This is a genomic window from Brachybacterium sp. AOP29-B2-41, from assembly GCF_052378395.1.
GTDB lineage: Bacteria > Actinomycetota > Actinomycetes > Actinomycetales > Dermabacteraceae > Brachybacterium.
In genome coordinates, this window is record NZ_JBQSXR010000009.1 from 70,594 (window position 1) to 95,749 (window position 25,156).

Genomic DNA, 25,156 nt, shown 5'->3' on the forward strand with positions numbered 1-25,156 from the left:
CTCAGGCGCCCTCCATCTGGCTTTCCATACGATCCGCACCCGAGATGCGGTTGAGGACCAGCGACAGGGTCAGCCCGACGGCCACCAGGATCACGGCGATCACGCTGGCCGAACCCATCTGATAGGAGCGGAAGCCGGTCAGGTACATGTCCAGCGGCAGGATCCGCGTGGCATTGCCCGGCCCGCCCATGGTCAGGATGAACACCAGGTCGAAGTAGGTCAGCGAGCCGACCAGCATCAGCGTGGAGCTCGTGACCACGGTGTACTTCAGCTGCGGCAGGGTGACGTTGAAGAACTGCCGCACCCGCCCCGCGCCGTCGAGCGTGGCCGCCTCGTACATCGAGGTCGGGATCTGCCGCACGCCCGCCTGGTAGAGCAGCGAGTGGAAGGGCACGAAGGACCACGAGATCACCATGATCAGGGTGTAGAAGGCGAAGGTCGGCGATCCCAGCCAGTCCTGGCGCAGGAAGTCCAGGCCGAAGGCGCGGGAGATGCCGAAGTTCGGATCCAGCAGTGCCTTGAAAGCGATGCCGACGGCCGCGGCCGAGAACAGCAGCGGCAGGAAGTACAGCACCGAGAACACTTCGCGGTAGCGCTGCTGCCCGGCCATGAAGACGCCCAGCAGCAGGCTCAGCGGGAACTGCACCGCGTAGCTCAGCACTGTCATCAGCAGCGTCAGCCACATGGCGTTGAGGGTCACGGGGTCCTGGAAGACCTGGAACCACGCGGCGAGGCCGGCGAACTGCGGCGTGCCCAGACCATCCCAGGCGAAGAACGAGAGGATCACCACGCCTGCCAGAGGCAGCAGCGCGAACACGCCGAAGAAGCTCAGCGCGGGGACCAGCAGCCAGTTGCTGGGCCCGGTCCGCAGGTGCCGACGACCGCCGGAGGCGCCGATGCTCCCGCCCTGGCGGGCCGACGAGGGCGGAGTGCCCTCGCCGGCCGGGGCGGCGACATCGGCAGCGGCGGCACCGGTGTGGGGTGCGTGCGACTGCCCGGAGGTCATGCCGAGAGGGTCGCGTTCATGTTGGTCACGAACTCTTCGGGCTGGATCTCGCCCAAGAAGATGCGGGACAGGTTGTTCAGCAGCTCCTGTGCAGGAGCCGGGGCCAGGGCCTGGTCCCAGGACAGCTGGAAGTGCGGAGCGTTCAGCACCATGTCGTAGGCGAAGGACAGGAAGGCCTCGTCATCCAGCCCGCCGAAGGAGTCCTCGAGACCCGAGACTGCGGGGATCGCGCCCATCGCCAGGAAGTTGTCGACCATGTCCTGGTTGAGGTTGAACTCGTTGAGGTACTTGATCGCGAGCTCCTGGATCTCGGGCTCGGCAGCGGCGGAGACCGACCAGTAGTTGGCCGGGTTGCCGACCACGTTGGCCGGATCGCCAGTGCCGCCGTCCTTCGCCGGGAAGTTCAGGAAGCCGAGGTTGCCGTCTGCGACGAAGTCCGGGGCATCCTGCTTGAACGTGCCGTAGACCCAGCTGCCCTGCAGCAGCATCGCGGCCTGGCCGGTGTGCACCAGGGCGGCGTCGGCCCCGGCGTCGGCGGCGACCGAGCCGTAGGCGTTGCCGAAGGCGCCGGCATCCTTCAGCTCGATGATCGCCTCGAGTGCCGAGGTGATCGCCGGATCGGCCCAGGAGTCGGCCTCGCCGGCGACGATCTTCTGGAAGACGCCCTCGCCGCCGATGCGGTCGGTGAGGTACTGGATGTACATCAGCTCCGGCCACACGCTCTGGCCGGCCAGGGAGATCGGCGTGATGCCGGCTGCGGAGAAGGTCTCCACCGCGGTCATCAGCTCTGCCCAGGTGGTGGGCGGGGTGACGGAGTGCTCCTCGAACAGGGCGGTGTTGTAGTAGAGGATCACCGGCTGGGTGTCGTTGTTGGGGACGCCGAACTGGGCGCCGTCGACCTGGCCGACCTTCCCGATCGACTCGATCGTGCGCGAGAGCACGTCGTCGACCTTTCCGGAGAGGTCGACCACGGCGTCATTGGCGACGTAGTCGGCCAGGGTGCCTCCGGCCCAGTTGAAGACCAGGGTGGGGGAGTTGCCGGAGCCGATCGCGGTGCGGATCTTCTCCTTGTAGGAGTCGTTCGCGAAGAACTCCACGGCGAAGGGGTTGTCGGGGTTGGCCTCGTCCCAGGCGTCGAAGGAGGCCTGGTAGGTGTCCTGCTTGGCGCCGGTCAGGGCCCAGACGGAGAGGCTGGACGGCGAGCCGCCGCCACCGCCGGGCTTGGTGCCGCCTCCACAGGCGCTGAGGGTGGCGAGCGCGGGGATCGTCAGGCCAAGGCCCGCGAGAGTTGCGCGGCGGGTGGGTTGCATCATTGCCTCCAGGGTCACGGACCGACACCGGACTGAAAGGTTTCGGAAACTAATGTCGGTGGCATTAAGTTAATCCCTCTTACTGCCATGGGTCAAGCGGCGATGGACTCGATTACGTCTCAACCCGTCCTGACGTGCGCATGTTCATGGAAGGCGGCCGTGCCGAAGGGCGCGAAGTGACCCCCGGAACCGGGGAAAACTTTCGGTGAGATGTGCACGACTGGTGAGGGTGGCGCCGACAGGGCCGACGGCACGACGGGACCGCAGAGGCCGCTAGGGCCGACGGGCCGACCGGACGGCCGACGGGCTCCGTGCTGACAGCAACGAGTCCCCTGCCTCCCGCCGCTCGGGGCGGGGGACAGGGGAGTCGTCGAGGCGACCGACGCGACCGACGCGACCGGTGCGGCCGCAGGCGTGCTTGCGTGCTGGCGGGTGGGGTCAGGCCCGGCCGGTGAGCTCCCTGGCCTGCTCCTGCGCGGCCAGCGCCAGCTCCACGGCCTTGAAGGCGTGCTCCTGGGTCATGGCGTTCTCGGTGCGGTTCAGCACGTCCAGGATCAGCTCTCCGAAGAACGGATAGCCCACCTCGCCGCTGGCGTTGATGCGGTGCTCACCCTCGCCGTCGACCAGGATCACCTGGCCGCCGCCGTTGTCGGTGGTGACATCGATGTACTTGCGCAGCTCGAGGTAGCCCTCGGTGCCGAGGATGAAGGTTCGGCCGTCGCCCCAGGTGCGCAGCCCGGCCGGGGTGAACCAGTCCACGCGGACGAAGCCGGTGGCACCGCTGGAGAGCACGATGTGCGCATCGCCGTAGTCGTCGAGCTCGGGATGCTCGGCGTTGCCGAAGTTGCCGATGGAGCTGGAGAGGATCTCACCGTCGTCGGAGCCGGTGAACGCGAGCATCTGCTCGAAGTTGTGGCTGCCGATGTCGGTGAGGATGCCGCCATAACGGGCGCGCTCGAAGAACCAGTCGGGACGGGTGGAGGGGTCGCCCATGCGGTGCGGGCCCATGCCCTGGACCTGGAGGACCTTGCCGATCGCGCCGCGGTCGATCAGCTGGCCGGCGAGCACCGCGGCCTCGACGTGGATCCGCTCGGAGTAGTACACGGCGTACTTCTTGCCGGTGCGCTCCACGGCGGCCTTCGCGTCCGCCAGCTGCTCGCGGGAGATCAGCGGCGTCTTGTCGGTGAAGTAGTCCTTGCCGGCCTCCATCACCCGGATGCCCAGCGGGGCGCGATCGACCGGTACGGCGGCGGCGGCGACCAGATGGACCTCGGGGTCCTCCAGCACCTCCTCCTCGCTCGCGGCGATCTTCACCTGCGGGAACTTCTCCTGGAACGCGGCGGCGCGCTCGGGCTGCGGGTCGTAGACCCACTTCAGGGTGCCGCCGGCGTCCAGCAGGCCCTGGGTCATCCCGCCGATGTGGCCATGGTCGAGATGCATCGAGGCGAAGACGAACTCGCCGGGCTCGACGACAGGCTTCGGCATCGAGTCCGGGGCGTAGTTGGCTCCTTCGGAGACGGCCATGGGGGAGTCCTTTCGGTGGAGGGAGCGGCATGAGGGCATCGGATGCCTCCGGGCCCGGGGCGGGCCGACGACGGACCGCGCCGTCGCGGGGCGCTGACGCCTGGGGTGCCGCAGGGTGGCTACGGGGTCAGTGTCATGCATCACCCCCGGCGTCGCTGTCATGTGCCGGATGTTGCCAGGTTTGCGCGGCGAGATGGAGCGAGAGCGGAGCCCCAGTAGAGGGCTGCCGGGCGGAGCATAGGAACAGTGGACTGACCAGGGACTGAAGTCACGCCCGCGGTGCCTGTCGGCGGCCTACGCTCCGGCTGGACCCACCGGGGCACCCGCTCCGGCGTCCAGAGATGCATCGCTCGACCCCCTCCGTCAACGACGACGGCCAGGAGCTCGCAGCACCCGATAGTCCACCCTTCCCCTGGATCCTCTGGGATCCGCGCCCGTAGGAGCACCTGCCCCCATGTCGACATCTCCGCCTTCCCTGATAGCGCCCTCCCGGACCCATCGCGTGTGGGCGGCCCTGCTCGCCCTGCTCCTCGGCCTCGCGCTCCTGCCAGGCCTGGGCGCCGGACCCGCGCACGCCGAACCGCTCGACAAGAGCCAGCCCGGGTTGCTCTCCGTCACCGATGCGCGTCGCGCGCTCTCGACCATGGCGGTCGACCGCAACGGTGCGGACTCCGGCTACCACCGTGATCACTTCTACAAGTCCTGGCGCGTGGTCACCGCGCAGAAGGGCAGCAACCGCGGACTGCGCAGCTGGTACGGATGGGACTCCTACACCTCGAGCACCTGGAAGGAGCCGGATGTGACCCGCGCCCTCGCCCCGAAGAAGGGATGCGATGCCCGCGAGATCACCCTGATCCGCGACGCCGTCAACGAGGATGTGCGCTGGAACGCCAGCGACTGCAAGGTCACCGGCGGTCGCTGGTACGAGGCCTACGCCGGCAGGACAACCACCGACGCTTCGACTCTGGACATCGAGCACATCGTGGCGATGCAGGACGCCTGGAACAACGGCGCCAAGAGCTGGCACGCGGACCAGCGACTGCAGTTCTCCCACGACCCGCTGGTCCTGGCCGCCGTGTCGAAGTCGGAGAACCGCTCGAAGGGTTCGCGGGGCCCCGCGCAGTGGAAGCCGAGCAACAAGGCGGCCTGGCCCGCCTACGCCCAGCGCTACATCTCGATCAAGAGCAACTACGACCTGACGCTGTCCAGCGAGGCGGAGCGCACCGCGCTGTGGCAGATGATCGGCGGCGCCCCGGCACCGTCGAAGCCCAGCACTCCCGCCGGTCCGTTCAAGGACGTGCGGAAGGGCCAGGAGCACCACGTCGCGATGGCGTGGATGAAGTCGGCAGGGATCTCCAAGGGATGGCCCGACGGCACCTACCGACCCCTCCAGCCGGTCAATCGGGACGCGATGGCAGCGTTCCTCTACCGGATGGAGGGCTCCCCGAAGGTGTCCCTGCCGAGCAGGTCTCCGTTCCGGGACGTGAAGCCGGGCCAGGAGCACTACACCGCGATCATCTGGGCCTACAACAAGGGCATCACCACCGGGTGGGACGACGGGACCTTCCGGCCCACCCAGCCCATCGACCGTGACGCGATGGCGGCATTCCTGTACCGCTTCGCGGGGAAGCCCGCTTACTCCGCCCCGTCCACGTCGCCGTTCAAGGACGTGCGGAAGGGTCAGAAGTTCGCGCGTGAGATGGCCTGGATGAAGTCGACGGGGATCTCGACCGGCTGGGCCGACGGCACCTATCGGCCGGCGCAGCCCGTCAAGCGCGATGCGATGGCGGCGTTCCTGCACCGGTACTCGAAGAAGTTCTGAGCACGCGCGGCAGCAGCAGGGACGCGGCTTCCCCCGGTCATCGACCAGGAGGAGCCGCGCCCCTGCTGCTAGCGTGCCTGAGGTGGAACTGTTCACTCTCAGCTGGTCAGCGCTGCGACAGGCCGTGGCGCAGCTTCCCGACACCGCCCTCGACAGCCCCTCCGGCTGTCATGGATGGCGCGTGCGGGACCTCGTGCACCACTTGGTCCTGCAGGCGCAGGAGGTGCTGATCGCCCTCGCCACGCCCGCAGAGACCGCCCCCACCGATGACGCTCTGAGCTGGTGGACCCTGACGCCGACCCTGCCGGATGGCCATGCCCCGCACGATGCCCTGATCGGGCGAATGGCCGATGCCTACGAGAGCGCCGCCCAACTGCGCGAGAGCTTCGAGCACATCGCAGCGGCCGCTGGCCGAGCCGCGCTGCTCGCCCACCCCGACCTGCCGGTCAGTGCCCGCGGGAGGACGCTCACGGCGCGGGACCTCCTCGGTGCCCTCGTGCTCGAAGCGACCCTGCACCATCTCGATCTGGTGGCGCACTTGCCCGGGGCGGACGGCTCGCCCGCGGAGGGACCGCCTGCGGAGGGCCCGCCGACGGAGGGCCTGCCCGCGGAGAGCCTGACCGCTGCCCGCGAGATGGTCGAGCGGCGACTGCGGCTCCCGCTGCCCCCGACCTGGAATGACGCCGACGCGCTCCGAGTCGCGACCGGACGCCGCCCGGCCACCCCGGCAGAGCAGGCGGAGCTGGACGCTCTTGGCGTGCGCGGGCAGATGCTGCCGTTGTCGTTCGGCTGAGCACCGCCACCGTCGGCGTCGTGACCTCTCACAACTCCGCTGCGTGAGCGCCCTGGGCCGGGTCTATCGTGGGAGACCACTCCATAGGCGGTGCCCGCGCACAGGCGTCCGGATCCGGTGCTCCGCCGTGGGCACGGGAAAGGTGCACCGTGATCGACGTCCTTGAGGGGAGCCCGCTCCTCACGCTGTTCCTGGTCGTCGCCACGGGCGCGCTGCTGGGCGCGATCCCCTTCGGCCGGATCCGCCTCGGCGCCGCCGGTGCGCTGTTCACCGGCCTCGCTCTCTCCGCGATCGCCCCGCACCTCGGCTCGGGCATGGAGATCGTCCAGGCCCTGGGACTGGCCCTGTTCGTCTACACCGTCGGGATCTCCGCCGGCGCCGCCTTCTTCGGCTCCCTGAACCGGCAGCTGCCGCTGCTCGCCGCCGCCACCGTCAGCACCGTGCTCGCCGCGGCCGCGACCCTCGTGCTCGGCCAGGTGCTGGGTCTGACCCGCGATCTGTCGCTCGGCCTGTTCACCGGTGCGCTGACCGCCGCCCCCGCTCTTGACGCCGCCTCCCGCCTGACCGGCACCTCCGGGCCCTCGGTGGGCTACTCCTTCGGCTATCCGATCGGCGTGATCGTCGGGATCGTGCTGGTCTCGAGCATCGTCACCCGCGCCTGGCCGGGACGGAAGGACACTCCGGCCCTGGCCGGCACCAGTCTGGCCTCGACCACGGTGCGCGTGCAGCGCTCGGTGAACCTGCGGGACGTCCCCCAGTGGCACGCGCAGCAGGTGCGCTTCTCCTACCTGCGCCGCGACGGCAGGGTGCGGGTGATCGTGCCCGGTGAGGACCTGCTGGCCGGGGACGAGGTGGTCGCCGTCGGCCTGCCCGAGCAGGTGGAGGCCGTCACCGCCGAGCTCGGCGAGACCAGCGACCGCCACATCGCGCATGACCGCTCGCTGGTGGAGTTCACCCGGCTCACCGTCTCCAACCCCGACCTCGCCTCCCGCTCGATCGCCGAGCTGAACCTGTCGGTGCGCTTCGGCGCGGTGGTCACCCGGGTGCGGCGCGGCGATCTCGAGCTGCTGGCCCGCGACGACCTGGTCCTCGAACCGGCCGACCGGCTCGCCGTGGTGGTGGACCGCAGTCGGCTGGACGCCGTCCACGCCTTCCTCGGCGACTCGGACCGCAAGGCGGGGGAGCTCGACGCGCTCTCCTTGGGGCTCGGCCTGATGCTCGGCGTCGCGCTGGGCCTGGTCAGCCTCCCGATGCCTGGCGGGAGCAGCTTCTCGCTGGGACCGGCCGCAGGCCCGCTGCTGGTGGGCATGATCCTCGGCGCCCTGCGCCGCACCGGCCCCGTGGTGTGGGCGCTGCCGGGCAGCGCGAACCGCACGCTGCGCCAGCTGGGGCTGCTGCTCTTCCTCGCCGGGCTCGGGCTCACCGCGGGGCCGGAGGTCGCGACCATGCTCGCCTCGCCGACCGCGTGGCGGGCGGCGGTGCTGTCCGCAGTGGTCGCGGCGCTGAGCTGCCTCGCCCTGGTGATCGCCGGGCGCTGGGTGCTGGACCTCTCGGCTCCACGCGCTGCGGGCGCGGTGGCGGGCTTCCTCGGGCAGCCGGCGGTGCTCGAGGCCGCGAACGCCCGACGGGCCGACGAACGCATCGAGGCCGCCTATGCCACGCTCTTCGCGTTCTCGATCGTGGTGAAGATCCTGCTGGTCCCGGTCATCTGGAACCTGTGACGCGGCAGCACCCGTGACCCGTCGGCCCGACCCCGTCGGCCCCATGACCCGCGTGCGCAGGGCCAGGGAGTCCTCTACGCGTGGGTGGCGCCGATGATCGACTCGCCCTCCTGCGAACGGACCGAGGCGGTCTTCTCGAAGAAGTGCGGGGCCCGCTGGACGAGCGTGCCCGCGCGGTACCAGGGATCCTCGGGCAGGATCGGCAGATCGATCGTGCGTCGTTCGATCGCCGCGGCGTAGATCGCGGTCACCAGCTCGATCGCGTCCTTCCCAGCCTGCCCGTCGATCAGCGGGGAGCGCCCCTCACGGAGCGCGGCGAGCACATCACCGATCTGCCCGGCGTGGCCGGTGTGCGCGAGCGGGGCCTGCGCCGCGGCGAGGGTCTCGAGCTCCTGGATCAGCTGCTCGTTCCCGCCGGTCTCGGGGAAGCCGTTGGGCCGGGCGGTCTCGGCCGCGACCGCCCACGGCTGGGAGATCCGGGCGTGCTCACCCTGGATCACGACCTCCTGCTGCTCGCCGTGATGGACCACCGAGCTGGTCAGCTCCGCCAGCCCGCGTGGGTACTGCAGGATCGCCGCGGAGAGATCCTCGACCTCGGCGTTGTCATGCCCGGCGTTGGTCATCATCGCCGCGACCGCCTGGGGCCGGCCCAGCAGCCACAGCGTGAGGTCGAGGTGGTGGATGGCGTGGTTCAGGGTGGGCCCGCCGCCCTCGGACTCCCAGGTCCCGCGCCACCACAGGTCGTAGTACGAGCGGCCGCGCCACCACGCCGAGGCGATGCGGGCATGGGCGATACGACCGATCTTCCCGGTCTCGAGCACGGCCTTCAGCTGAGCCAGGTCGTCACGGAACCGGTTCTGGGCGACCACCGAGAGGAGCCTGCCGGAGCGTCGCTGCGCCTCGAGCATCCGGTCGCACTCCTCGAGCGAGGGCGCCATCGGCTTCTCCACGATCACATGCACCCCCGCCTCGAGCGCCTGGACGGTCAGCTCGCAGTGGGTGCCCGGGGGAGTGGCGATCGAGACCAGGTCCAGGTCCTCCGCAGCGAGCATCGCGCCCGCCTCGGCGTAGACCCGCGTCCCGGCCGGACCCTCCAGACCATGAGCGGCGCGCGCCGCCTCGGCCTTCGCGGGATCGATGTCCGCAAGGCCGACGATCCGCACCTCATCCGGAAACTCGAGATAGGCGGCGAGGTGGGCGCGGGAGATGTTCCCGGTGCCGATGATGCCGATGGAGAGCATGGAGGAGAGTGCCTTTCGGGCGAGGCGACGGGTCTACGGGTCTACGGGTCTACGGGGGACGGGTCAGGACCCGGAGGGTGCGAGCGCGGTCAGCGCCACCGCCTCCGGGCGCTCGCAGGTGCTCGCAATCTCGACCCGGGTTCCCGAGTGCGCGGACTCGAGCACCGCGTTCATGGTCTCCAGGACGTGCTGGCCGAGCCGGCCGCTGGCCCGCAGCTGCTCATCGCGCATCGCCATGTCCTGCAGCCCGATCCCGCGCGAGGCCTCCTCGTAGCCGGCCGAGACCGGCAGGACCTCCCAGTCCTTGCCGTCGAGGCGTCGGATCGAGACCTCTCCGGCGAAGTGGTTCGGGTCGGGGACCGCGAGGGTGCCCTGGCTGCCGTGGATCTCGATCGGGTGGATCGAGGTCGCGACCGCGTCGAAGCTCATCACCAGCGTGGACAGCGCCCCGGACTCGTGGACGAGCACCCCGGTGACGTGGGTGTCCGTGCTGACGGGGATGGTCTCCCCGGCGCGCGGGCCGGAGCCGATGGTGCGGGTCTCGCGGGCGCGGCTGGCCGCGCCGATCACCGAGGCGACCGGACCCAGCAGGGTCACCAGTGCGTGGATGTAGTACGGGCCCATGTCCAGCAGCGGACCGCCGCCGGGCGTGTAGTAGAAGTCGGGCTGCGGGTGCCAGCGCTCATGGCCGGGGCAGACCATCGTGGCGGTGGCGGCGATGGGGAGGCCGATCAGGCCCTCATCGATCGCGGCCCGGGCAGTCTGGGTGCCGGTGCCGAGCACCGTGTCGGGAGCGGAGCCGACGAGCACTCCGGCCTTCTCGGCGGCGGCGAGCACCTCCTGGCCCTCCTCGGTGGTGACCGCGAAGGGCTTCTCGGAGTAGATGTGCTTGCCAGCTGCGATCGCCTTCAGATCGATCTCGGCATGCGCTGCCGGGATGGTCAGGTTCAGCACCGTGTCCACCTCGGCGTCGTGAAGCAGCTCATCGACGCTCAGGGCGCGCACGCCCTCATGCTGAGCGGCGACCGCCTCGGCGCGGGAGACGTCGAGATCCGCGACCGCCACCAGCTCCACGTCCGGGAGGTGACCGAAGGTCGCCAGGTACTGGGCTGCGATGACGCCGCAGCCGATCATTCCCACCTTCATCGGGTCGCCTCCGTCTTTGCGTGGTCGCCGTAGGGCTGCTCGGAGCCGCGGGCGGCCCAGAGCATGCCGCGCTCGATCACGGTGCGGACGTTGGGGTCTTCGAGAACCTCGACGCGGTGCCCGGGAGTCGAGACGAAGATCCGGCCCTCGCCCCACTGGCGGGTCCAGAGCGCGGGGGAGGTCACCTCGCGGTGCCAGGGGTCCCACTCGCGGACCTTCTGGGTGGTGGTGGCGAGCACGTCGATGTAGTCATCGGCGAGCACCCAGTACTGCTCGGTCACCAGGTCGAAGTCGGTGATGCCCTCGGTGATCGGGTGGTCTGCCGCTGCCGGGACCATGTTCACCGTGTACGGCATGTAGTTGTCGGACTGCTCGCCCGTGCGCTCGTCGGGGTGCTTGCCCGGGTGGCAGCCGAACTGCCCGCCGATCAGGGTCAGGTAGTCGGACTCGTTGCGGTAGGAGTCGGCGATCCCGCCATGCCAGCCGGCCATGCCGGTGCCCGCTTCGATCGCGGCGCGCAGCCCTTCGAACTGGGGGCGCTCGATGGTGTTCATGGTGTTGCACTGGACGATCAGGTCGACCGTGGCCATGTACTCCGCGTCGGCGTAGATCGCGGGGGAATCCTCGATGCGGACCGTGAAGCCGTTCTCCTCGAGGAAGGGGATGAACAGATCGGTGGCTTCGACGGGCTGGTGCCCGTCCCAGCCGCCGCGGACGACGAGGCAGATGCGAGAGGTGGTCATCGGGAGGTCTCTTCCGTGGTGGTGCCCGGCGTGTTGGTGTCCGGCGTGGTGGTGGTCGTGGGGTCGATGGTGGTCCAGCCGCTGCCGTTGTTCGAGCTGGCCTCGACGGCGGCGAGGACGTGCTGGACCTGCAGCGCCTCCTCGAAGCTGGGGGAGGGGTCCACGCCCTCGCCGATCGCGGTGACGAGGTCAGCGATCTGGTGGGTGAAGGTGTGCTCGTAGCCCAGGCCGTGCCCGGTGGGCCACCAGTTCGCGGCGTAGGGGTGCTCGGGCTCGGTGGTGAGGATGCGGGTGAAGCCCTGGCGGCCGGCGGTGGCGGTCGCGTCGTAGACCTCGAGCTCGTTCATCCGCTCGAAGTCGAAGGCGATCGAGCCGTCGGCGCCGTTGATCTCCACGCGCATCGCGTTCTTGCGGCCCTGCGCCATCCGGCTGGCCTCGAAGGAGCCGAGCACGCCGGAGTCGAAGCGGGCGGTGAACAGGGCAAGGTCATCGACCGTGACGTCCTGGCGCTCGGCGGAGGCGTCTCCCTTGCCGCCCAGACCCTGCGCGGTGCCGGCCGCGGGGCGGGTGGGGATCACGGTCTCCAGGGTGCCGGAGACGGAGGAGATCCGCTGCCCGGTGAGCCACTGGGTGAGGTCGATGATGTGCGCGCCGATGTCGCCGAGCGCGCCCGAGCCGGCCTTGTCCTTGTCCAGGCGCCAGGTCATCGGGGATTCTGCATCGGAGAGCCAGTCCTGGAGGTACTGGGCACGGATCTGACGGATCTCGCCGACGGCGCCCTCGCTGATCAGCTGACGGGCGTACGCGAGCGCGGGGGTGCGGCGGTAGCTGAAGCCGCAGATCGAACGGGCGCCCTGGGCTCGTGCCGCGGCCGCGGCGGCGGTCATCTCCTCGGACTGCTCGACGGAGTTCGCCAGCGGCTTCTCGCACAGCACGTGCTTGCCCGCTGCGAGCGCGGCCATCGCGATCTCGTAGTGGGTGTCGCCGGGGGTGCAGATGTCGATGACATCGATCTCGGGATCCTCGACCACGTCCTGCCAGCGGGTGGTGATCTGCTCGAAGCCGTAGCGTTCGGCGGCTGCGACCAGGGCGCTCTCGGTGCGCCCTGCGAGGGTGCGCAGCTGGGGTGTGAGCGGGAGGTCGAAGAAGCGGTGGGCATTGCGCCAGGCATGGGAGTGGGCGGCGCCCATGAAGCCGTAGCCGATCATGCCGACGTTCAGGGTGCCGGTGCGGGCTTGCGTCGTGGTCATCGGTGAAGCACTACTCCTGAGTGAAAGTTTCGGACGGGATGAGACGGGTCTTCGGGACGTTCAGGATCTCGGTGCCCGAGTGTGAAGCCGGTGCGGTGGACCATCGCGACCAGCAGGGCCAGGCGTTGTCCAGCGCTTTCCCGGGTGAAGTGCTGGCCCGGGGGCGTTGTCCGCCCAGCCTATCGGAGAGAGGCTGTTGACCCCATGATCCACCCTGTCGTACGCTCGCGCCACCGAAAGCAACCGAAAAGGTTGCTAAACCTAGCCTGAAAATGCCTCCGGGCGCAGGCGCAGCGGACGGGGCCGACGTCGTCGTCCCTCCGTCCGCCGCGACCGTCACGGGCCGTGCGAAGGAGCATCATGACCATTCCGCTGTGGAATGACCGGAGCCTCAGCACCGAGCAGCGCGTCGACGCGCTGCTCGCGGAGCTGAGCCTGGAGGAGAAGGTGGCCCAGCTCGGCAGCTACTGGAAGCGGCCGACGCTCGGGGACGCCGAGGGCTTCGCCCCCATGCAGTCCACGTTCGAGGAGGGCCGCGACCCCTTCGACGCCGCGGTCCAGGGCGGGCTCGGCCATCTCACCCGCCCCTACGGGAGCGCCCCCCTGGACGGGCAGGAGGGAGTGGAGAACCTGCGCAAGATGCAGCAGGCCGTCGTCGCGGGCTCCCCGCACGGCATCCCGGCCCTGGTCCACGAGGAATGCCTGACGGGGATCATGGCCCATGGCGCCACCACCTATCCCGCCGCGATCGCCTGGGGCGCGAGCTTCGATCCCGCCCTGATCGGTGAGATGGGCGAGCGCATCGGCACCGACATGCGTGCGATCGGCGCCCATATGGGACTCGCCCCGGTGCTGGACATCGTGCGCGACTACCGCTGGGGACGCATCGAGGAGACGATGGGGGAGGACCCCTATCTCACCGGCGTGCTCGCCACCGAGTACGTGCGCGGGCTGCAGTCCACCGGCACGATCGCCACCCTCAAGCACTTCGCCGGCCACGCCGCCTCCCGCGCGGGCCGCAACCACGCCCCGGTCTCCATCGGGTTGCGCGAGCTGCACGACATCGACCTGGTCCCCTTCGAGATGGCCGTCCGCCACGGCGAGGTCGGCTCCGTCATGAACTCCTACGCGGACATCGACGGCACCCCGCCTGCGGCCAGCCACTGGCTGCTCACCGAGCTGCTCCGCGACACCTGGGGCTTCGAAGGCACCGTGGTCGCCGACTACTGGGCCGTCAGCTTCCTGCAGTCCATGCACCGCGTGGTCGAGGACGATCGGGGCGCGGCGCTCGCCGCCCTCCGCGCCGGGCTCGACATCGAGCTGCCCGAGACCACCACCTACCCCCACCTCGCCGCCGCCGTGCGCGAGGGGGATCTCGAGCTGGAGGTGCTGGACACCGCGGTGCGTCGGATCCTGCGCCAGAAGGTCGAGCTGGGCCTGCTCGATGCGCACTTCGACGCCGCGACCACCGGTGAGGCGATCGAGCTCGACTCCGAGGAGGGGCGCGCGCTCGCTCGGAGGATGGCCGAGGAGTCCATCATCCTGCTGGACAACTCCCACGAGCTGCTCCCGCTGACGCCGTCGCACCCGCTGACCGCAGCGGATGACGCGCAGGGCCTCGCTGGCCCCGCTGGTCCTGTGTCGATTGCCCTGATCGGCCCTGCCGCCGTGCAGCCCCGCAGCTTCCTGGGCTGCTACAGCTTCACCAACCACGTCCTGTCCCGGCTCGAGGACAACGGCACCTCCGTGCACGTGCCCACCCTCACCGAGGCGCTCGGCGCGGAGTTCCCCGGCGCGTCGCTCACCACCACCGCCGGCACGGACTTCATCAGCCCCGACACCTCCGGGATCGCCGAGGCCGTCGCGGCGACGCAGGCTGCCGAGCTCGCCGTCGTCGCCGTCGGCGACCTCGCCGGGCTGTTCGGCGCCGGCACCTCCGGCGAGGGCTGCGACGTCGAGAGCCTGCAGCTGCCCGGAGCCCAGCACGAGCTGGTCGAGGCGGTGCTCGCCACCGGCACGCCCGTGGTGCTGGTGCTCGTCACCGGCCGCCCGTACTCGCTCGGCGCCTACAAGGGCCGGGCTCACGCGATCGTGCAGGCGTTCATGCCGGGCGAGGAGGGCGCGAGCGCGATCGCCGGAGTGCTCTCCGGCCGCGTGAACCCGTCCGGTCGCCTGCCCATCGGCATCCCGAACGGAGTGGGCGGACAGCCCGGCACGTACCTCGCCCCGGTGCTGGCCTGGGAGAGCGACGGCATCTCGAACCTCGACCCCAAGCCCCTGTTCCCCTTCGGCCACGGCCTGAGCTACTCGCGCTTCGAGTACTCCGCACTCGAGCTCTCCGCTCCGCAGATCGCGGCGGACGGCACCGTCGAGATCTCCGCGACCGTCACCAACACCTCGGACCGCGACGGCAAGGAGGTCGTCCAGCTGTACCTCAGCGACCCCGTCGCCAGCGTGGTGCGACCGCTCAAGCGCCTGGTGGGCTTCACCAAGGTGGGCCTCGCCGCCGGGGAGAGCACGCGCGTGACCTTCCAGCTGCACGCCGACCGCACCTCCTTCACCGGCCCCGACCTGCAGCGCATCGTCGAGCCCGGCGAGTTCCGGGTGCGGCTCGGCGCCAGCAGCGAGGACGTCACCCTCGAGGGCTCCTTCCGGATCGAGGGCGAGGTGCGGGTCCTCAGCCCCGGCCGGCACGTCCTGGACACCCCGGCCACCGTGTCCCCGGTCGCGCTGCGCGCGCAGGACCCGATGACAGCGGGCGCCCCGGCAGCAGTGATGGGAGGCGGTCTGTGATGACCACCGCGCAGCAGGCCGTGATGGCCGAACGCACCGAGACCTTCCGGCTCCGCCTCGTGGACGAGCAGGGCGCGGCACGGGCAGGGGAGGAGGTCCGCGTCGAACAGATCTCCCACGACTTCGGCTTCGGCTGCTCCGGCTTCGAGCTGCAGCCCGAGGATCCCGATGAGCACACCAGGCTGTGGCTGGACCTGTTCAACATGGCCACCCTGCCCTTCTACTGGCGCTGGTTCGAGCAGACCCCCGGCGCCCCGGACACCGAGAGGCTGCGCCGCCTGGCGAAGGGACTGCGCGGGCACGGCGTGCGCCTGAAGGGCCATCCGCTGCTCTGGCACACCCTCGCCCCCACCTGGCTGCTCGAGAAGGAGCCCGCGGAGGTGGAAGAGGCGATCCGTCACCGGATCACCCGCGATGCCACCGATTTCGCGGGCCTGATCGACCAGTGGGATGCGATCAACGAGACCGTGATCCTGCCGGTGTTCGAGGCCGAGGAGAATGCCGTCACCCGGCTGGCCCAGGCGCGCGGCCGGATGCATGTCATCCGCCTCGCGTTCGAGACCGCCCGCGCCGCGGATCCCACGGCCCGGCTGGTGCTGAACGACTTCGAGCTCTCCTCCGCCTTCGAGGACGTCATCGAGGAGTGCCTGGAGGCCGGGCTGGAGATCGACGCGATCGGCGCGCAGACCCACATGCACAAGGGCTACCGCGGCGAGGAGCAGATCGCGGAGGTGATCGGGCGCTTCTCCCGCTTCGGCCTCCCGGTCCAGCTGACCGAGACCACGCTGCTCTCCGGCCACATCATGCCCGCGCACATCGTCGACCTCAACGACTACGTGGTCGACTCCTGGCCGTCCACGCCCGAGGGCGAGGAGCGGCAGGCCGATGAGCTGGTGCGCCACTACCGCACCGTGCTCGCCCAGCCAGCCGTCGAATCACTGACCTACTGGGGGCTCGGCGACGCCGGTGCCTGGCTCGGCGCCCCCGCCGGGCTGGTGCGGGCCGACGGCACCCCCAAGCCGAGCTACCACGCACTGAAGTCACTGATCAGCGAGGAGTGGTGGACTGGCAGTCATCCGCTGCGCAGCGATGCGGATGGCGTCCTGACGGTCCGCGGCTTCGCCGGGGACTACCGGCTCGACCTTGCGGGGGAGGCGGGGGAGTCCGTGGAGTTCACGATCCCTCGAGGGGGCGGGCATCAGGAGCTCAGTCCTGCGGAGAGCTCTCCGCAGAGCTGATCTCAGGGCCTGCCTCGGGGCCGACCGCAGGGCCGCCAGCAGGGCCTGCCTCGGGGGCTACCGCAGGGCCGCCTGCGGGGCTGACGAACTGCTCGGTGAGCATCGCCGCGATCTTCCGCTCCGAGGCCCACAGCGCGAAGACCAGCAGTGATGCCGTGAACAGCAGCATGAACTCGCCGATCAGCAGGATGATCCCGAGCGTCAGCACGCCGAGCGACACCAGCGCCAGGGTGGACAGCGGCTTCACCAGGAGGGTGAAGGCCGAGAGCCGGAAGACGTCCCGGGCCCGGAAGCTGAAGCGGGAGATGATCGAGAGCGCCCGTGCCAGCACCAGCAGTGCGGCCGCGCCCAGCACCAGGAAGACGATGTTGAGCATGCTGGTCCCGGCCGCACCGGCATAGGTGAGGTTGAACGCCGCCAGGGCCAGCACGAGGACCACTGGGCCGCCCACCCGGAGGCTGTCCAGCGCGTTCAACCGGTACCCGCGCAGGAACTGACGCGCCGGGACCAGCTCCTGGTCCTCGCGCCAGGCGCGGCAGGCATACAGGGCCGCGGCGATGGCCGGCAGCAGCGGCAGCGCGGCGATCACGAACACCGGCGAGCTCAGCGGCCCGGGGGAGAGCAGGGTCCACACCAGCAGGGTCGGCACGGCGGCCAGCACCAGCATCACGTCGATCACCAGGAACCAGTAGACGCCCTCGGTGAGTTCGGTGAACATCCCTCGCGGGCGGCGGGGTGGCGTCATTGCTCCTCCTGGAGATCGCAGTCCTCAGAGAACTGCAGTGCTGTCGCAGTGCCCAGAGCACTGCAGTGCTTTCGCAGTGCCTAGAGAACTGCAGTCTGCCGCCATAGATCGACGGAACCCCATTCTCAACGAAACTTTCGATCCCTGTCGAGCCCTAGTTGCAGGAATGTTACCTTCGCAGGCTCTGCCTGAGGGGCGGTCGTGCGAGCGATTGGGCATCAAGTGGCCAGGTCAAGTCTGCTTTGCTTGGCACGGACGCGTTCTTTTCAAACTTTCGTGAACTTCTTGACCAGGATCACATCCCCAGCTAGGTTGTGTGTCATAGCGAAAGCTTGACGAAATTCGCGGCAATTCCTCCGGCACAGTCGCCAGCGCGAGCCCCACACGAGAGCTTCATCCACTCAGCTCGGCCAGTCCCTCAGCCACCTCCGGCGGCCTGTCGGCACCTGAGCCTCGACGTACCGCACCACCGGTTCGACCCGCTTCGCCCACGCCGCACCACCCGGTCCGGCACCGACCCTCATGAGGAGACGGCAATGAACACGTCCCGCCACTTCCCTTTCGCGCCGACCCGACGCAGCTTCGTCGGACTCTCCGCCGCCGCGTTCGCCACGGTGGCGCTGGCCGCCTGCGGCTCCGACTCCGGTGAGGAGGTCGACGTCGAGTCCCAGAACGTGGGCGCGATGGACGACTACGCCGCGGACACGCAGTTCAAGGCCACCGAGCCGATCCAGGTCAGCATGCTGTGGACCGACTGGCCCGAGGTCCCCGTCGAGGACACCTGGCGGCTCTTCGATCACATCAAGGAGCTCACGAACGTCGAGATCACGCTGACGCACATCCCCTTCAGCGATGCGACCGAGAAGCGCAGCCTGCTCATCAGCGCTGGTGACGCGCCGACGCTGATCCCGCTGGTCTACACCGGTGAGGACGCCCCGTTCGTCTCCTCCGGCGCCGTCGTGCCGATGAGCGACTACGTGGACAAGATGCCGAACTTCCAGAAGTACGTCGAGGAATGGGACCTCGCCGACATGATCGACAACCTCAAGCAGGAGGACGGCAAGTACTACATGGTGCCGGGCCTGCAGGAGGTCTCGGTGCCCGTCTTCAGCCTGGTCATCCGCAAGGATGTCTTCGAGGAGGTCACCGGCGCGGTGCCGAACACCTGGGACGAACTCCACGAGGGTCTCAAGCTCATCAAGGAGAAGTACCCCGACTCGACCCCGCTGGCCGACGGCTTCGAGGGCGGCGCGCTCTTCAACTTCGCCTCCCACGCCTGGCTCACCAAGGGCGGCTGGGGCTTCGGCGACGGTTCGATCGAGGGCCCCGACGGCAAGCTCACCTACGTTGCGATCACAGACGAGTACAAGACCATGATCGAGCTGTTCCGGACCCTGGTCGAGGACGGCCTGCTGGATCGGGAGTCCCTCACCGCCTCCAACGACGGCTCCGGTGCGGCGTCGGTCGCCGAGAAGTTCGCGGCCGAGACCTGCTTCGCCGCCTCCGGCTCCTCCGGCACCGCGATCGAGTTCAGCCAGGCACTGAACGAAACCGTCGGCGAGGGCAATCACTCCGTCACCCTGATCCCGCCGCCCGCAGGGCCGGCCGGCGAGCACGTCGAGCCGCGCAACTTCTGGCACGGGTTCATGCTCAACTCGCAGATCACGAAGTCCGAGAACTTCCTGGCCACCCTGCAGTTCCTCGACTGGCTGTACTACAACCCGGATGCCCGCGAGATGCTGCGCTGGGGCGAGAAGGACGTCAACTACACCAAGGCCGAGGACGGCGCCATCGAACTGATGGACGGCTTCTCGCTCGACAGCTTCAACATCAACACCGGCGCCGGCACGGACATCAACGTGGACCTCGGGTTCTCGACTTTCCCCGCTGAGTCGACTGAGTCCCGGGAGCTCAAGGAGTCCTACAGCACCCCCGAGTTCGTCGAGTACATCGACAATGTCCTCTCCACGCGCACCCCGCGCGATCCGTACCCGCCCAAGCCCATGGACGAGACCGAGCTCGAGCAGGCCTCGCTGCTGGCCACCCCGATCAAGGACTCCGTGGACACGGCGACCCTTCAGTTCATCATGGGCGAGCGCGACATGAGCGAATGGGACGCCTTCAAGGGCGAGCTGGAGGCAGCGGGCCTGCCGCGCTACCTCGAGCTGCTCAACAAGGCACGTGACCGCTTCGTTGAGGCGAACGGGTGAATGGCACCGAGGCACTGACGGAGGAGCTGAGGTCATGACACTGACGGAGACTCGGGAGACCGCGGCGCAGGAACCTGCGCCGCGGCCCCCGGCCCCAAAACGCAGACCGGGAGGTTGGAAGCGGTCGCTCCGGCGCGACTGGCCGCTGTACACCCTCGCGATCGCCCCACTGATCTTCCTGGCGATCTTCCGATACCTGCCGATGCTCGGCAATGTGATCGCCTTCCGACGGTTCCGGCCCGGAGGCAGCATCTTCGGCGACGAATGGGTCGGGATGCTGTACGTGGATATGTTCATCCACGATCCCGCGTTCTGGAACGTCTTCACGAACACGGCGATCATCGGCGGCATGACCCTGGTGGTCTGCTTCCCGCTGCCGATCATCCTCGCGCTCATGCTCAACGAGGTGCGACGCACGCACTTCAAGCGGATCGTGCAGTCGATCAGCTACCTGCCCCACTTCCTCTCGGTCGTGATCGTGGTCGGCATGGTCTACCAGCTGCTCTCCCTGCAGGGCACGGTCAACCAGATCACCGAGGCCTTCGGCGGGGACGCAGTCTCGTTCCTCCAGAAGCCTGAATGGTTCCGGTTCATCTACGTCGCCTCCGAGGCCTGGCAGACGGTCGGCTGGGGCACGATCCTGTACCTCGCCGCGCTCACCGCGGTGGACGACGGCCTCTACGAGGCGTCACGCATCGATGGGGCCAACCGCTGGCAGCAGACCTGGCACGTGACGATCCCGGGGATCCGGCCGACGATGGTCACCCTGCTGATCCTCAACATCGGCAACTTCCTCAACGTCGGCTTCGAGAAGGTCCTGCTGCTGTACAACCCCATGACCTACTCCACCGGTGACGTCATCTCGACGTACCTGTACCGCGTGGGTCTGGTGTCGAACAACCTCAGCTATGCGGCGGCCATCGGCCTGTTCCAGGCGATCATCGGTTTCGTGATGGTCATGTCCGCCAACTACATCTCGAAGCGATTGGTGGGGACGAGCCTGTGGTGATCGAAGCAATGGCCCCGGATGCGCCGCGCAAGAATTCCAAGAGCGCAGTCGCCCCCCGGACCTCCCGGATTAAGGACTCCACGTCCTACAAGGTCTTCACGGTCGTGAACATGACGGTGCTGGTCCTCATGTGCGCGCTCATGCTGTACCCGTTCGTCATGCTGCTGGCCCAGTCGTTCAGCTCAGCGGGTGCGATCAACGCGGGCAAGGTCAACCTCTTCCCCGTCGGCTTCAACCTCGACACCTACAAGGTGGTCGCCAACAACGACAACTTCTGGCGCGCCTACGGCAACACCGTGGTCTACACCGTGATCGGCACGACCATCGCCATGGTGCTGACCACCTCCTACGCCTATGTGCTCTCGAAGAAGCACCTCAAGGGGCGCGGCCTGCTGATCGGCATCGCCGTGTTCACGATGTTCTTCAACGGCGGCATCGTCCCGAACTACGTGCTCATCTCCTCGCTGGGGATGAAGAACACGATGTGGGCGGTGATCCTTCCGCCGGCGCTGTCGGTCTTCAACCTTCTGGTGATGAAGGCGTTCTTCGAGAACCTGCCCACGGAGCTCGAGGAGGCCGCGCATATCGACGGCCTGAGCTGGTTCGGGATCTTCTTCCGGATCGTGCTGCCGCTGTCCAAGGCGGTGATCGCCACGATGGTGCTGTTCTACTCGGTGCAGTACTGGAACGACTGGTTCGCCGCCTTCCTGTACCTGGACAAGACGGACCTGTTCCCCGTGACCCTGTTCCTGAGGAACCTGATAGCCGGGGCCTCCACCGCAGCGTCGGAGGGGGCCGCGGCCTCGGGCGGCAGCGTCGATGCCATCAACGCCAACATCCAGTCGGTGACGATGATCCTGATCCTGATCCCGATCCTTTGCGTGTACCCCTTCGTGCAGCGGTACTTCGTCTCGGGCATCATGCTCGGCTCTGTCAAGGGCTGAACCCTCGCGCCCCGTCTGCCGTCCGCGGCCGGCGGGGCGCCTGCACGAGCAGTCGCAGTTCCCCCGATGATGACGTCGAAGGAGACACCATGAAACGCCGCCAGATCCTCACCGCCGGAGCTGTCGCGACCACGCTCGCGGTCGCCGCTCCCGCCGCCGCCGCCGCCCCGGGCGGGGTTCCCGGGAACGGGCAGGCCAAGCCCCCGGGCCTCGCGAAGAAGGACAACCTCGCCTTCGCCGCCGGAAGCACCCTGAAGATCGGCTGCGCCGTCGCCGGCGGCGGTCACCACACGAGCCAGCCCTATCCCGATCCGTTCACCGCCGACGAGCCCTACCGCGAGCTGCTGGCGGCAGAGTTCACCTCGCTCTCGGCCGAGAACCAGATGAAGTGGGACCACATGCGCCCCGCCCGGGACGAGTACAACTTCGTCGACTCGGACGCGATCATGGAGTTCGCGGAGGCCAACGGCCAGGTCGTGCGCGGTCACACCCTGATGTGGCACAACCAGAACCCCGCCTGGCTGACGGAGGGCGGCTTCTCGCCCGAGGAGCTCCGGGCGATCCTCAAGGAGCACATCGAGACGGTGGTCGGCCGCTACGCCGGGCGCATGCAGCAGTGGGACGTCGTCAACGAGATCTTCGACGACAGCGCCATCCTGCGCACCGAGGGCAACATCTGGATCCGCGAGCTGGGCACGGAGATCATCGCCGACGCCTTCCGCTGGGCTCACGCCGCGGACCCGGAGGCGCTGCTGTTCTTCAACGACTACAACGTCGACGGGATCAACCCCAAGAGCGATGCCTACTACGCGCTCATCCAGGAGCTGCTGGCCGACGGGGTCCCGGTCCACGGCTTCTCCACCCAGGGGCACCTGTCGATCCGTTACGGCTTCCCGGGGGATCTCGCCGACAACCTCCAGCGCTTCGCCGATCTGGGCCTGCAGACGGCCATCACCGAGCTCGATGTGCGCATGGACGTGGTCGAGGGTGAGGAGCCGACGGAGGCCCAGCTCGCGCAGCAGGCCGAGTACTACCGCCGGGTGACCGAAGCGGCGCTGTCCGTGGAGGGCTGCTCGTCGCTGACCCTGTGGGGCGTGCTGGATCGCTACTCGTGGGTGCCCGGCACCTTCCCCGGTGAGGGCGCGGCGACCGTGCTGTGGGACGACTACTCCCGCAAGCCCGCCTACTACGCCGTGCAGGACGCGCTCGCCGAGGCGAGCGGCCGGGCGGGACACCCGGCACTGCGGCGCTGAGAGCGCGGGGCCGGTCCTGCGGCGCTGCGGCGCCCCGAGAGCGCGGGGCCGGTCCTGCGGCGCTGAGGCTGCGGGGCCGGTGCTGCCCCGCGGAGCATCCGCGGCCGATGGGGCCGGCCGGCGCGACGGTCACAGGTTCTCGCGCAGCCAGTCGAGCTGGCGTCGCTGCTGAGCGGGACCGCCGCCCTCATGGTTGTTGAAGGGGTAGACGACGATCTCGCGCTCCGGCTCTTTCCCGGTAGCACTGCCATAGAGGTTGTAGGCGGCGAACACGGTCGAGGGCGGGCAGATGACGTCGCGCAGCGCCACCGAGAACATCGCGGGCGCAGTCGCACGGCGGCCCAGGTGCAGGGCGTCGACGTAGGCCAGGGTCCGGAAGGTCTGCTCCTCGAGACCTCGATGGACCGCCAGGTAGCGCACGATCTCCTGGTACGGGTCGGCATCGGTGATCTCGGTGGCGCGACGCATATGGGTGAGGAAGGGGACGTTGGTCATCAGCGCGTCGACGTCGGGGACCAGCCCGGCGGCGCCGAGAGCGAGGCCGCCGCCCTGGCTGCTCCCGGTGACGACCACCCGGCCGTCCGCGCCGGGCAGGGCGCGGGCGGCATCCACGGCGCGGGCGGCGTCGGTCAGCAGGCGGGTGAGATAGGAGGTGTGCGGGGACTCGATGCCGCGGGTCATCACCCCGGGGGCGGCCGGACCCGAACCAGCCGGGTCCGCGGTATGCCCGCCCGCGCCCCAGCCCGAGCCCTGCCCGCGGGAGTCCATCAGCAGATGCCCGTACCCCGCGGCGGCCCAGGCCAGGCGCTCGAGAGGCTCGCCGCGTCCGCCCCCGTACCCCAGATACTCGACGATCACCGGGAGATCCCCGTCGGTGCCGGCGGGCCGGTTGTACCAGGCGCGCACCGGTGCGCCGCCGTGCCCCGCGAGGGTGACGTCCCAGGTGTCGACCAGGGTGAGCCCGTTCTCGACCCGCTCCTGGGCGAGGATCGGGGCCGAGGCCGTACGGGCCTGGGTGAGGGTCTGGTCCCAGAAGTCCTCGAGATCCGCCGGCTCCTCGAGCGTGGGGCGATACTCCCGCAGGGCATCGAGGGGCATGTCGAACAGGGCCATGGAGATGCCTCCAACGAGTCCGTGGGGTGATCGACGACGACCGCTCCCCGCGTGGTGACGCCAGCGAAAACTGGCGAAACAATGAACTGAAAGTTAAGGTAGGGCAGGGTTAGAGTTCGCGTGCTGGCCGGTCAAGGTTCGTTCGCGCAGGTAAGGTGCGAGGCGGCGCTCCAAGGGCGGAGCGCCCCGGGCACGGGAGAGGTGAAGTCATGGCACAGAGCGAGACGCGGACCGGACGGGTCACCTTGAAAGAGGTGGCGGAGAAGGCCGGGGTGTCGCTGGCGACCGCCTCGAAGGTGATGAACGGTCGCGCCGACGTGCGCGACCGCACCCGAGAGATCGTGGCCGAGGCCGCGCGGGAGCTCGGCTACCAGCCCAAGCGCCGCGAAGGGGACAAGCGACGCTCGGCGCTGATCCACTTCGACACCCTCACCAGCCCCTACTCGCTGCAGGTGCTCGAGGGCGCGGAGCAGGCGGCGCACCGCGCCGATGTGGATCTCATCGTCGTCAGCGGCGATCAGACCTCCGCCGGCCTCTCGCGCGCCTGGATGGCCGAGGTCGCCTCCCGCGGCGTCGAGGGAGTGGTCCTGGTGACCACCCCGATCGGGGTCCGCCATGCCCGCTGGAGCAAAGACCTCTCGCTGCCGCTGATCGCGATCGACCCCGTCTCCATCGACCCCGACGTCAAGGGGATCGTCACCATCTCGGCCACCAACTGGGAGGGAGGCACCACCGCCGTCCAGCACCTGGTGGACCAAGGGCATCGCCGGATCGGTGTGCTCGCCGGCCCGGAGGATTCGATCCCGGCGCGCCAGCGGCTCCAGGGCTACCACTCCGCGCTCGGTGCGGCCGGAGTGAAGTGGGAGCGGGAGCTCATCGAGCACGGGAACTTCTCCTACGAGGACGGCCAGCGCGGCGCCGAGCGCCTGCTGCAGCTGCCCGAACCGCCCACCGCGATCTTCGCCGTCGCGGACACCCTGGCGGTGGGTGCCCTGCGCGCCGCGCGCCAGCTCGGAGTCGAGGTCCCCGAGCAGCTCAGCGTGATCAGCTTCGACGACACGATGATCGCGCAGTGGACGCACCCGCAGCTCACCGCGGTGCGCCAGCCGCTGTTCTCGATGGGTCAGGTCGCGATCGAGCGCCTGCTGGCGCTGTCCTCGGACCCGGGTCTCTTCGCCCATCCCTTCAAGCTCGAGACCATGCTCATCCAGCGGGAGTCGACGGCTCCGCGGGAGTCGGCGGCTCCGGAGGGGGAGCAGGGTCCCTGACCTCCGGAGCACGCCGGCCCTGATGCC

The 25,156-nt window shown here is 69.2% G+C and carries 19 protein-coding genes; 10 read left to right on the plus strand and 9 right to left on the minus strand.

The features are described 5' to 3' along the window. Position 1: 1 nt before the first annotated feature. The 3 genes from ACT3T9_RS10370 to ACT3T9_RS10380 all read right to left on the minus strand — a co-directional run bounded on the left by ACT3T9_RS10370 (position 2) and on the right by ACT3T9_RS10380 (position 3,840). A complete protein-coding gene (locus tag ACT3T9_RS10370; RefSeq protein WP_444501945.1) occupies positions 2-1,006 on the minus strand; it encodes a carbohydrate ABC transporter permease in 1,005 nt (334 codons plus the stop codon). Next, a complete protein-coding gene (locus ACT3T9_RS10375; RefSeq protein WP_444501946.1) occupies positions 1,003-2,319 on the minus strand; it encodes an extracellular solute-binding protein in 1,317 nt (438 codons plus the stop codon). Before ACT3T9_RS10375 ends, ACT3T9_RS10370 begins: the two co-directional genes overlap by 4 nt. Before the next feature lie 435 nt (positions 2,320-2,754). Further along, on the minus strand, positions 2,755-3,840 hold the full coding sequence (locus tag ACT3T9_RS10380) for a Gfo/Idh/MocA family protein (RefSeq protein ID WP_444501947.1): 1,086 nt from the start codon (positions 3,838-3,840) through the stop codon (positions 2,755-2,757). A 454-nt stretch (positions 3,841-4,294) separates the two neighbouring features. On the opposite strand from ACT3T9_RS10380, the gene ACT3T9_RS10385 reads away from it, so the two are divergent. The 3 genes from ACT3T9_RS10385 to ACT3T9_RS10395 all read left to right on the plus strand — a co-directional run bounded on the left by ACT3T9_RS10385 (position 4,295) and on the right by ACT3T9_RS10395 (position 8,176). Further along, positions 4,295-5,662, plus strand: coding sequence for an S-layer homology domain-containing protein (locus tag ACT3T9_RS10385; RefSeq protein ID WP_444599181.1), 1,368 nt, complete (start codon positions 4,295-4,297; stop codon positions 5,660-5,662). An 82-nt stretch (positions 5,663-5,744) separates the two neighbouring features. Then, positions 5,745-6,455: a maleylpyruvate isomerase N-terminal domain-containing protein gene (locus ACT3T9_RS10390; protein ID WP_444501949.1), complete on the plus strand. Its 711-nt coding sequence runs from the start codon at positions 5,745-5,747 to the stop codon at positions 6,453-6,455. Between the two features lie 149 nt (positions 6,456-6,604). After that, positions 6,605-8,176, plus strand: coding sequence for an aspartate:alanine exchanger family transporter (locus tag ACT3T9_RS10395; protein WP_444501950.1), 1,572 nt, complete (start codon positions 6,605-6,607; stop codon positions 8,174-8,176). Between the two features lie 74 nt (positions 8,177-8,250). Here ACT3T9_RS10395 and ACT3T9_RS10400 read toward each other — a convergent pair whose 3' ends face one another. From ACT3T9_RS10400 to ACT3T9_RS10415, 4 genes are all read right to left on the minus strand, one after another. Further along, positions 8,251-9,417 carry a Gfo/Idh/MocA family protein gene (locus ACT3T9_RS10400; protein ID WP_444599182.1) on the minus strand — a complete coding sequence of 389 codons (1,167 nt, stop codon included), beginning with the start codon at positions 9,415-9,417 and terminating at the stop codon, positions 8,251-8,253. 63 nt (positions 9,418-9,480) lie between these two features. Then, entirely contained in the window at positions 9,481-10,563 is a 1,083-nt protein-coding gene (locus ACT3T9_RS10405) for a Gfo/Idh/MocA family protein (RefSeq protein WP_444606562.1), read from the minus strand. Then, positions 10,560-11,306 (minus strand): ThuA domain-containing protein, encoded by a 747-nt coding sequence (locus ACT3T9_RS10410; RefSeq protein ID WP_444501953.1) that lies wholly within the window; start codon positions 11,304-11,306, stop codon positions 10,560-10,562. The genes ACT3T9_RS10405 and ACT3T9_RS10410 overlap by 4 nt, the downstream gene beginning before the upstream one ends. Then, positions 11,303-12,556: a Gfo/Idh/MocA family protein gene (locus ACT3T9_RS10415; RefSeq protein ID WP_444606563.1), complete on the minus strand. Its 1,254-nt coding sequence runs from the start codon at positions 12,554-12,556 to the stop codon at positions 11,303-11,305. The genes ACT3T9_RS10410 and ACT3T9_RS10415 overlap by 4 nt, the downstream gene beginning before the upstream one ends. 360 nt (positions 12,557-12,916) lie before the next feature. Between ACT3T9_RS10415 and ACT3T9_RS10420 the strand changes: the two genes are divergently transcribed. Both ACT3T9_RS10420 and ACT3T9_RS10425 read left to right on the plus strand, forming a co-directional pair. After that, positions 12,917-15,349, plus strand: coding sequence for a glycoside hydrolase family 3 N-terminal domain-containing protein (locus ACT3T9_RS10420; protein WP_444606564.1), 2,433 nt, complete (start codon positions 12,917-12,919; stop codon positions 15,347-15,349). Next, positions 15,349-16,587: an endo-1,4-beta-xylanase gene (locus ACT3T9_RS10425; protein WP_444606565.1), complete on the plus strand. Its 1,239-nt coding sequence runs from the start codon at positions 15,349-15,351 to the stop codon at positions 16,585-16,587. The genes ACT3T9_RS10420 and ACT3T9_RS10425 overlap by 1 nt, the downstream gene beginning before the upstream one ends. Here the strand turns inward: ACT3T9_RS10425 and ACT3T9_RS10430 are convergent. Beyond that, positions 16,556-17,332, minus strand: coding sequence for a DUF624 domain-containing protein (locus tag ACT3T9_RS10430; protein ID WP_441444278.1), 777 nt, complete (start codon positions 17,330-17,332; stop codon positions 16,556-16,558). The two genes, ACT3T9_RS10425 and ACT3T9_RS10430, sit on opposite strands and share 32 nt — an antisense overlap. Before the next feature lie 536 nt (positions 17,333-17,868). On the opposite strand from ACT3T9_RS10430, the gene ACT3T9_RS10435 reads away from it, so the two are divergent. The 4 genes from ACT3T9_RS10435 to ACT3T9_RS10450 all read left to right on the plus strand — a co-directional run bounded on the left by ACT3T9_RS10435 (position 17,869) and on the right by ACT3T9_RS10450 (position 22,748). Then, a complete protein-coding gene (locus ACT3T9_RS10435; RefSeq protein ID WP_441444279.1) occupies positions 17,869-19,542 on the plus strand; it encodes an ABC transporter substrate-binding protein in 1,674 nt (557 codons plus the stop codon). A 34-nt stretch (positions 19,543-19,576) separates the two neighbouring features. Next, entirely contained in the window at positions 19,577-20,551 is a 975-nt protein-coding gene (locus ACT3T9_RS10440) for an ABC transporter permease (RefSeq protein WP_441444280.1), read from the plus strand. A gap of 8 nt (positions 20,552-20,559) precedes the next feature. Further along, positions 20,560-21,495 (plus strand): carbohydrate ABC transporter permease, encoded by a 936-nt coding sequence (locus ACT3T9_RS10445; protein WP_444600898.1) that lies wholly within the window; start codon positions 20,560-20,562, stop codon positions 21,493-21,495. Between the two features lie 89 nt (positions 21,496-21,584). Beyond that, the gene (locus ACT3T9_RS10450) at positions 21,585-22,748 is read left to right on the plus strand and encodes an endo-1,4-beta-xylanase (protein ID WP_444606566.1); all 1,164 of its coding nucleotides are present in this window, start codon (positions 21,585-21,587) and stop codon (positions 22,746-22,748) included. Positions 22,749-22,877: 129 nt separating this feature from the next. Here ACT3T9_RS10450 and ACT3T9_RS10455 read toward each other — a convergent pair whose 3' ends face one another. After that, the gene (locus ACT3T9_RS10455; protein ID WP_441446206.1) at positions 22,878-23,861 is read right to left on the minus strand and encodes an acetylxylan esterase; all 984 of its coding nucleotides are present in this window, start codon (positions 23,859-23,861) and stop codon (positions 22,878-22,880) included. Between the two features lie 209 nt (positions 23,862-24,070). On the opposite strand from ACT3T9_RS10455, the gene ACT3T9_RS10460 reads away from it, so the two are divergent. Then, on the plus strand, positions 24,071-25,129 hold the full coding sequence (locus tag ACT3T9_RS10460; protein ID WP_441446205.1) for a LacI family DNA-binding transcriptional regulator: 1,059 nt from the start codon (positions 24,071-24,073) through the stop codon (positions 25,127-25,129). Positions 25,130-25,156 lie beyond the last annotated feature (27 nt).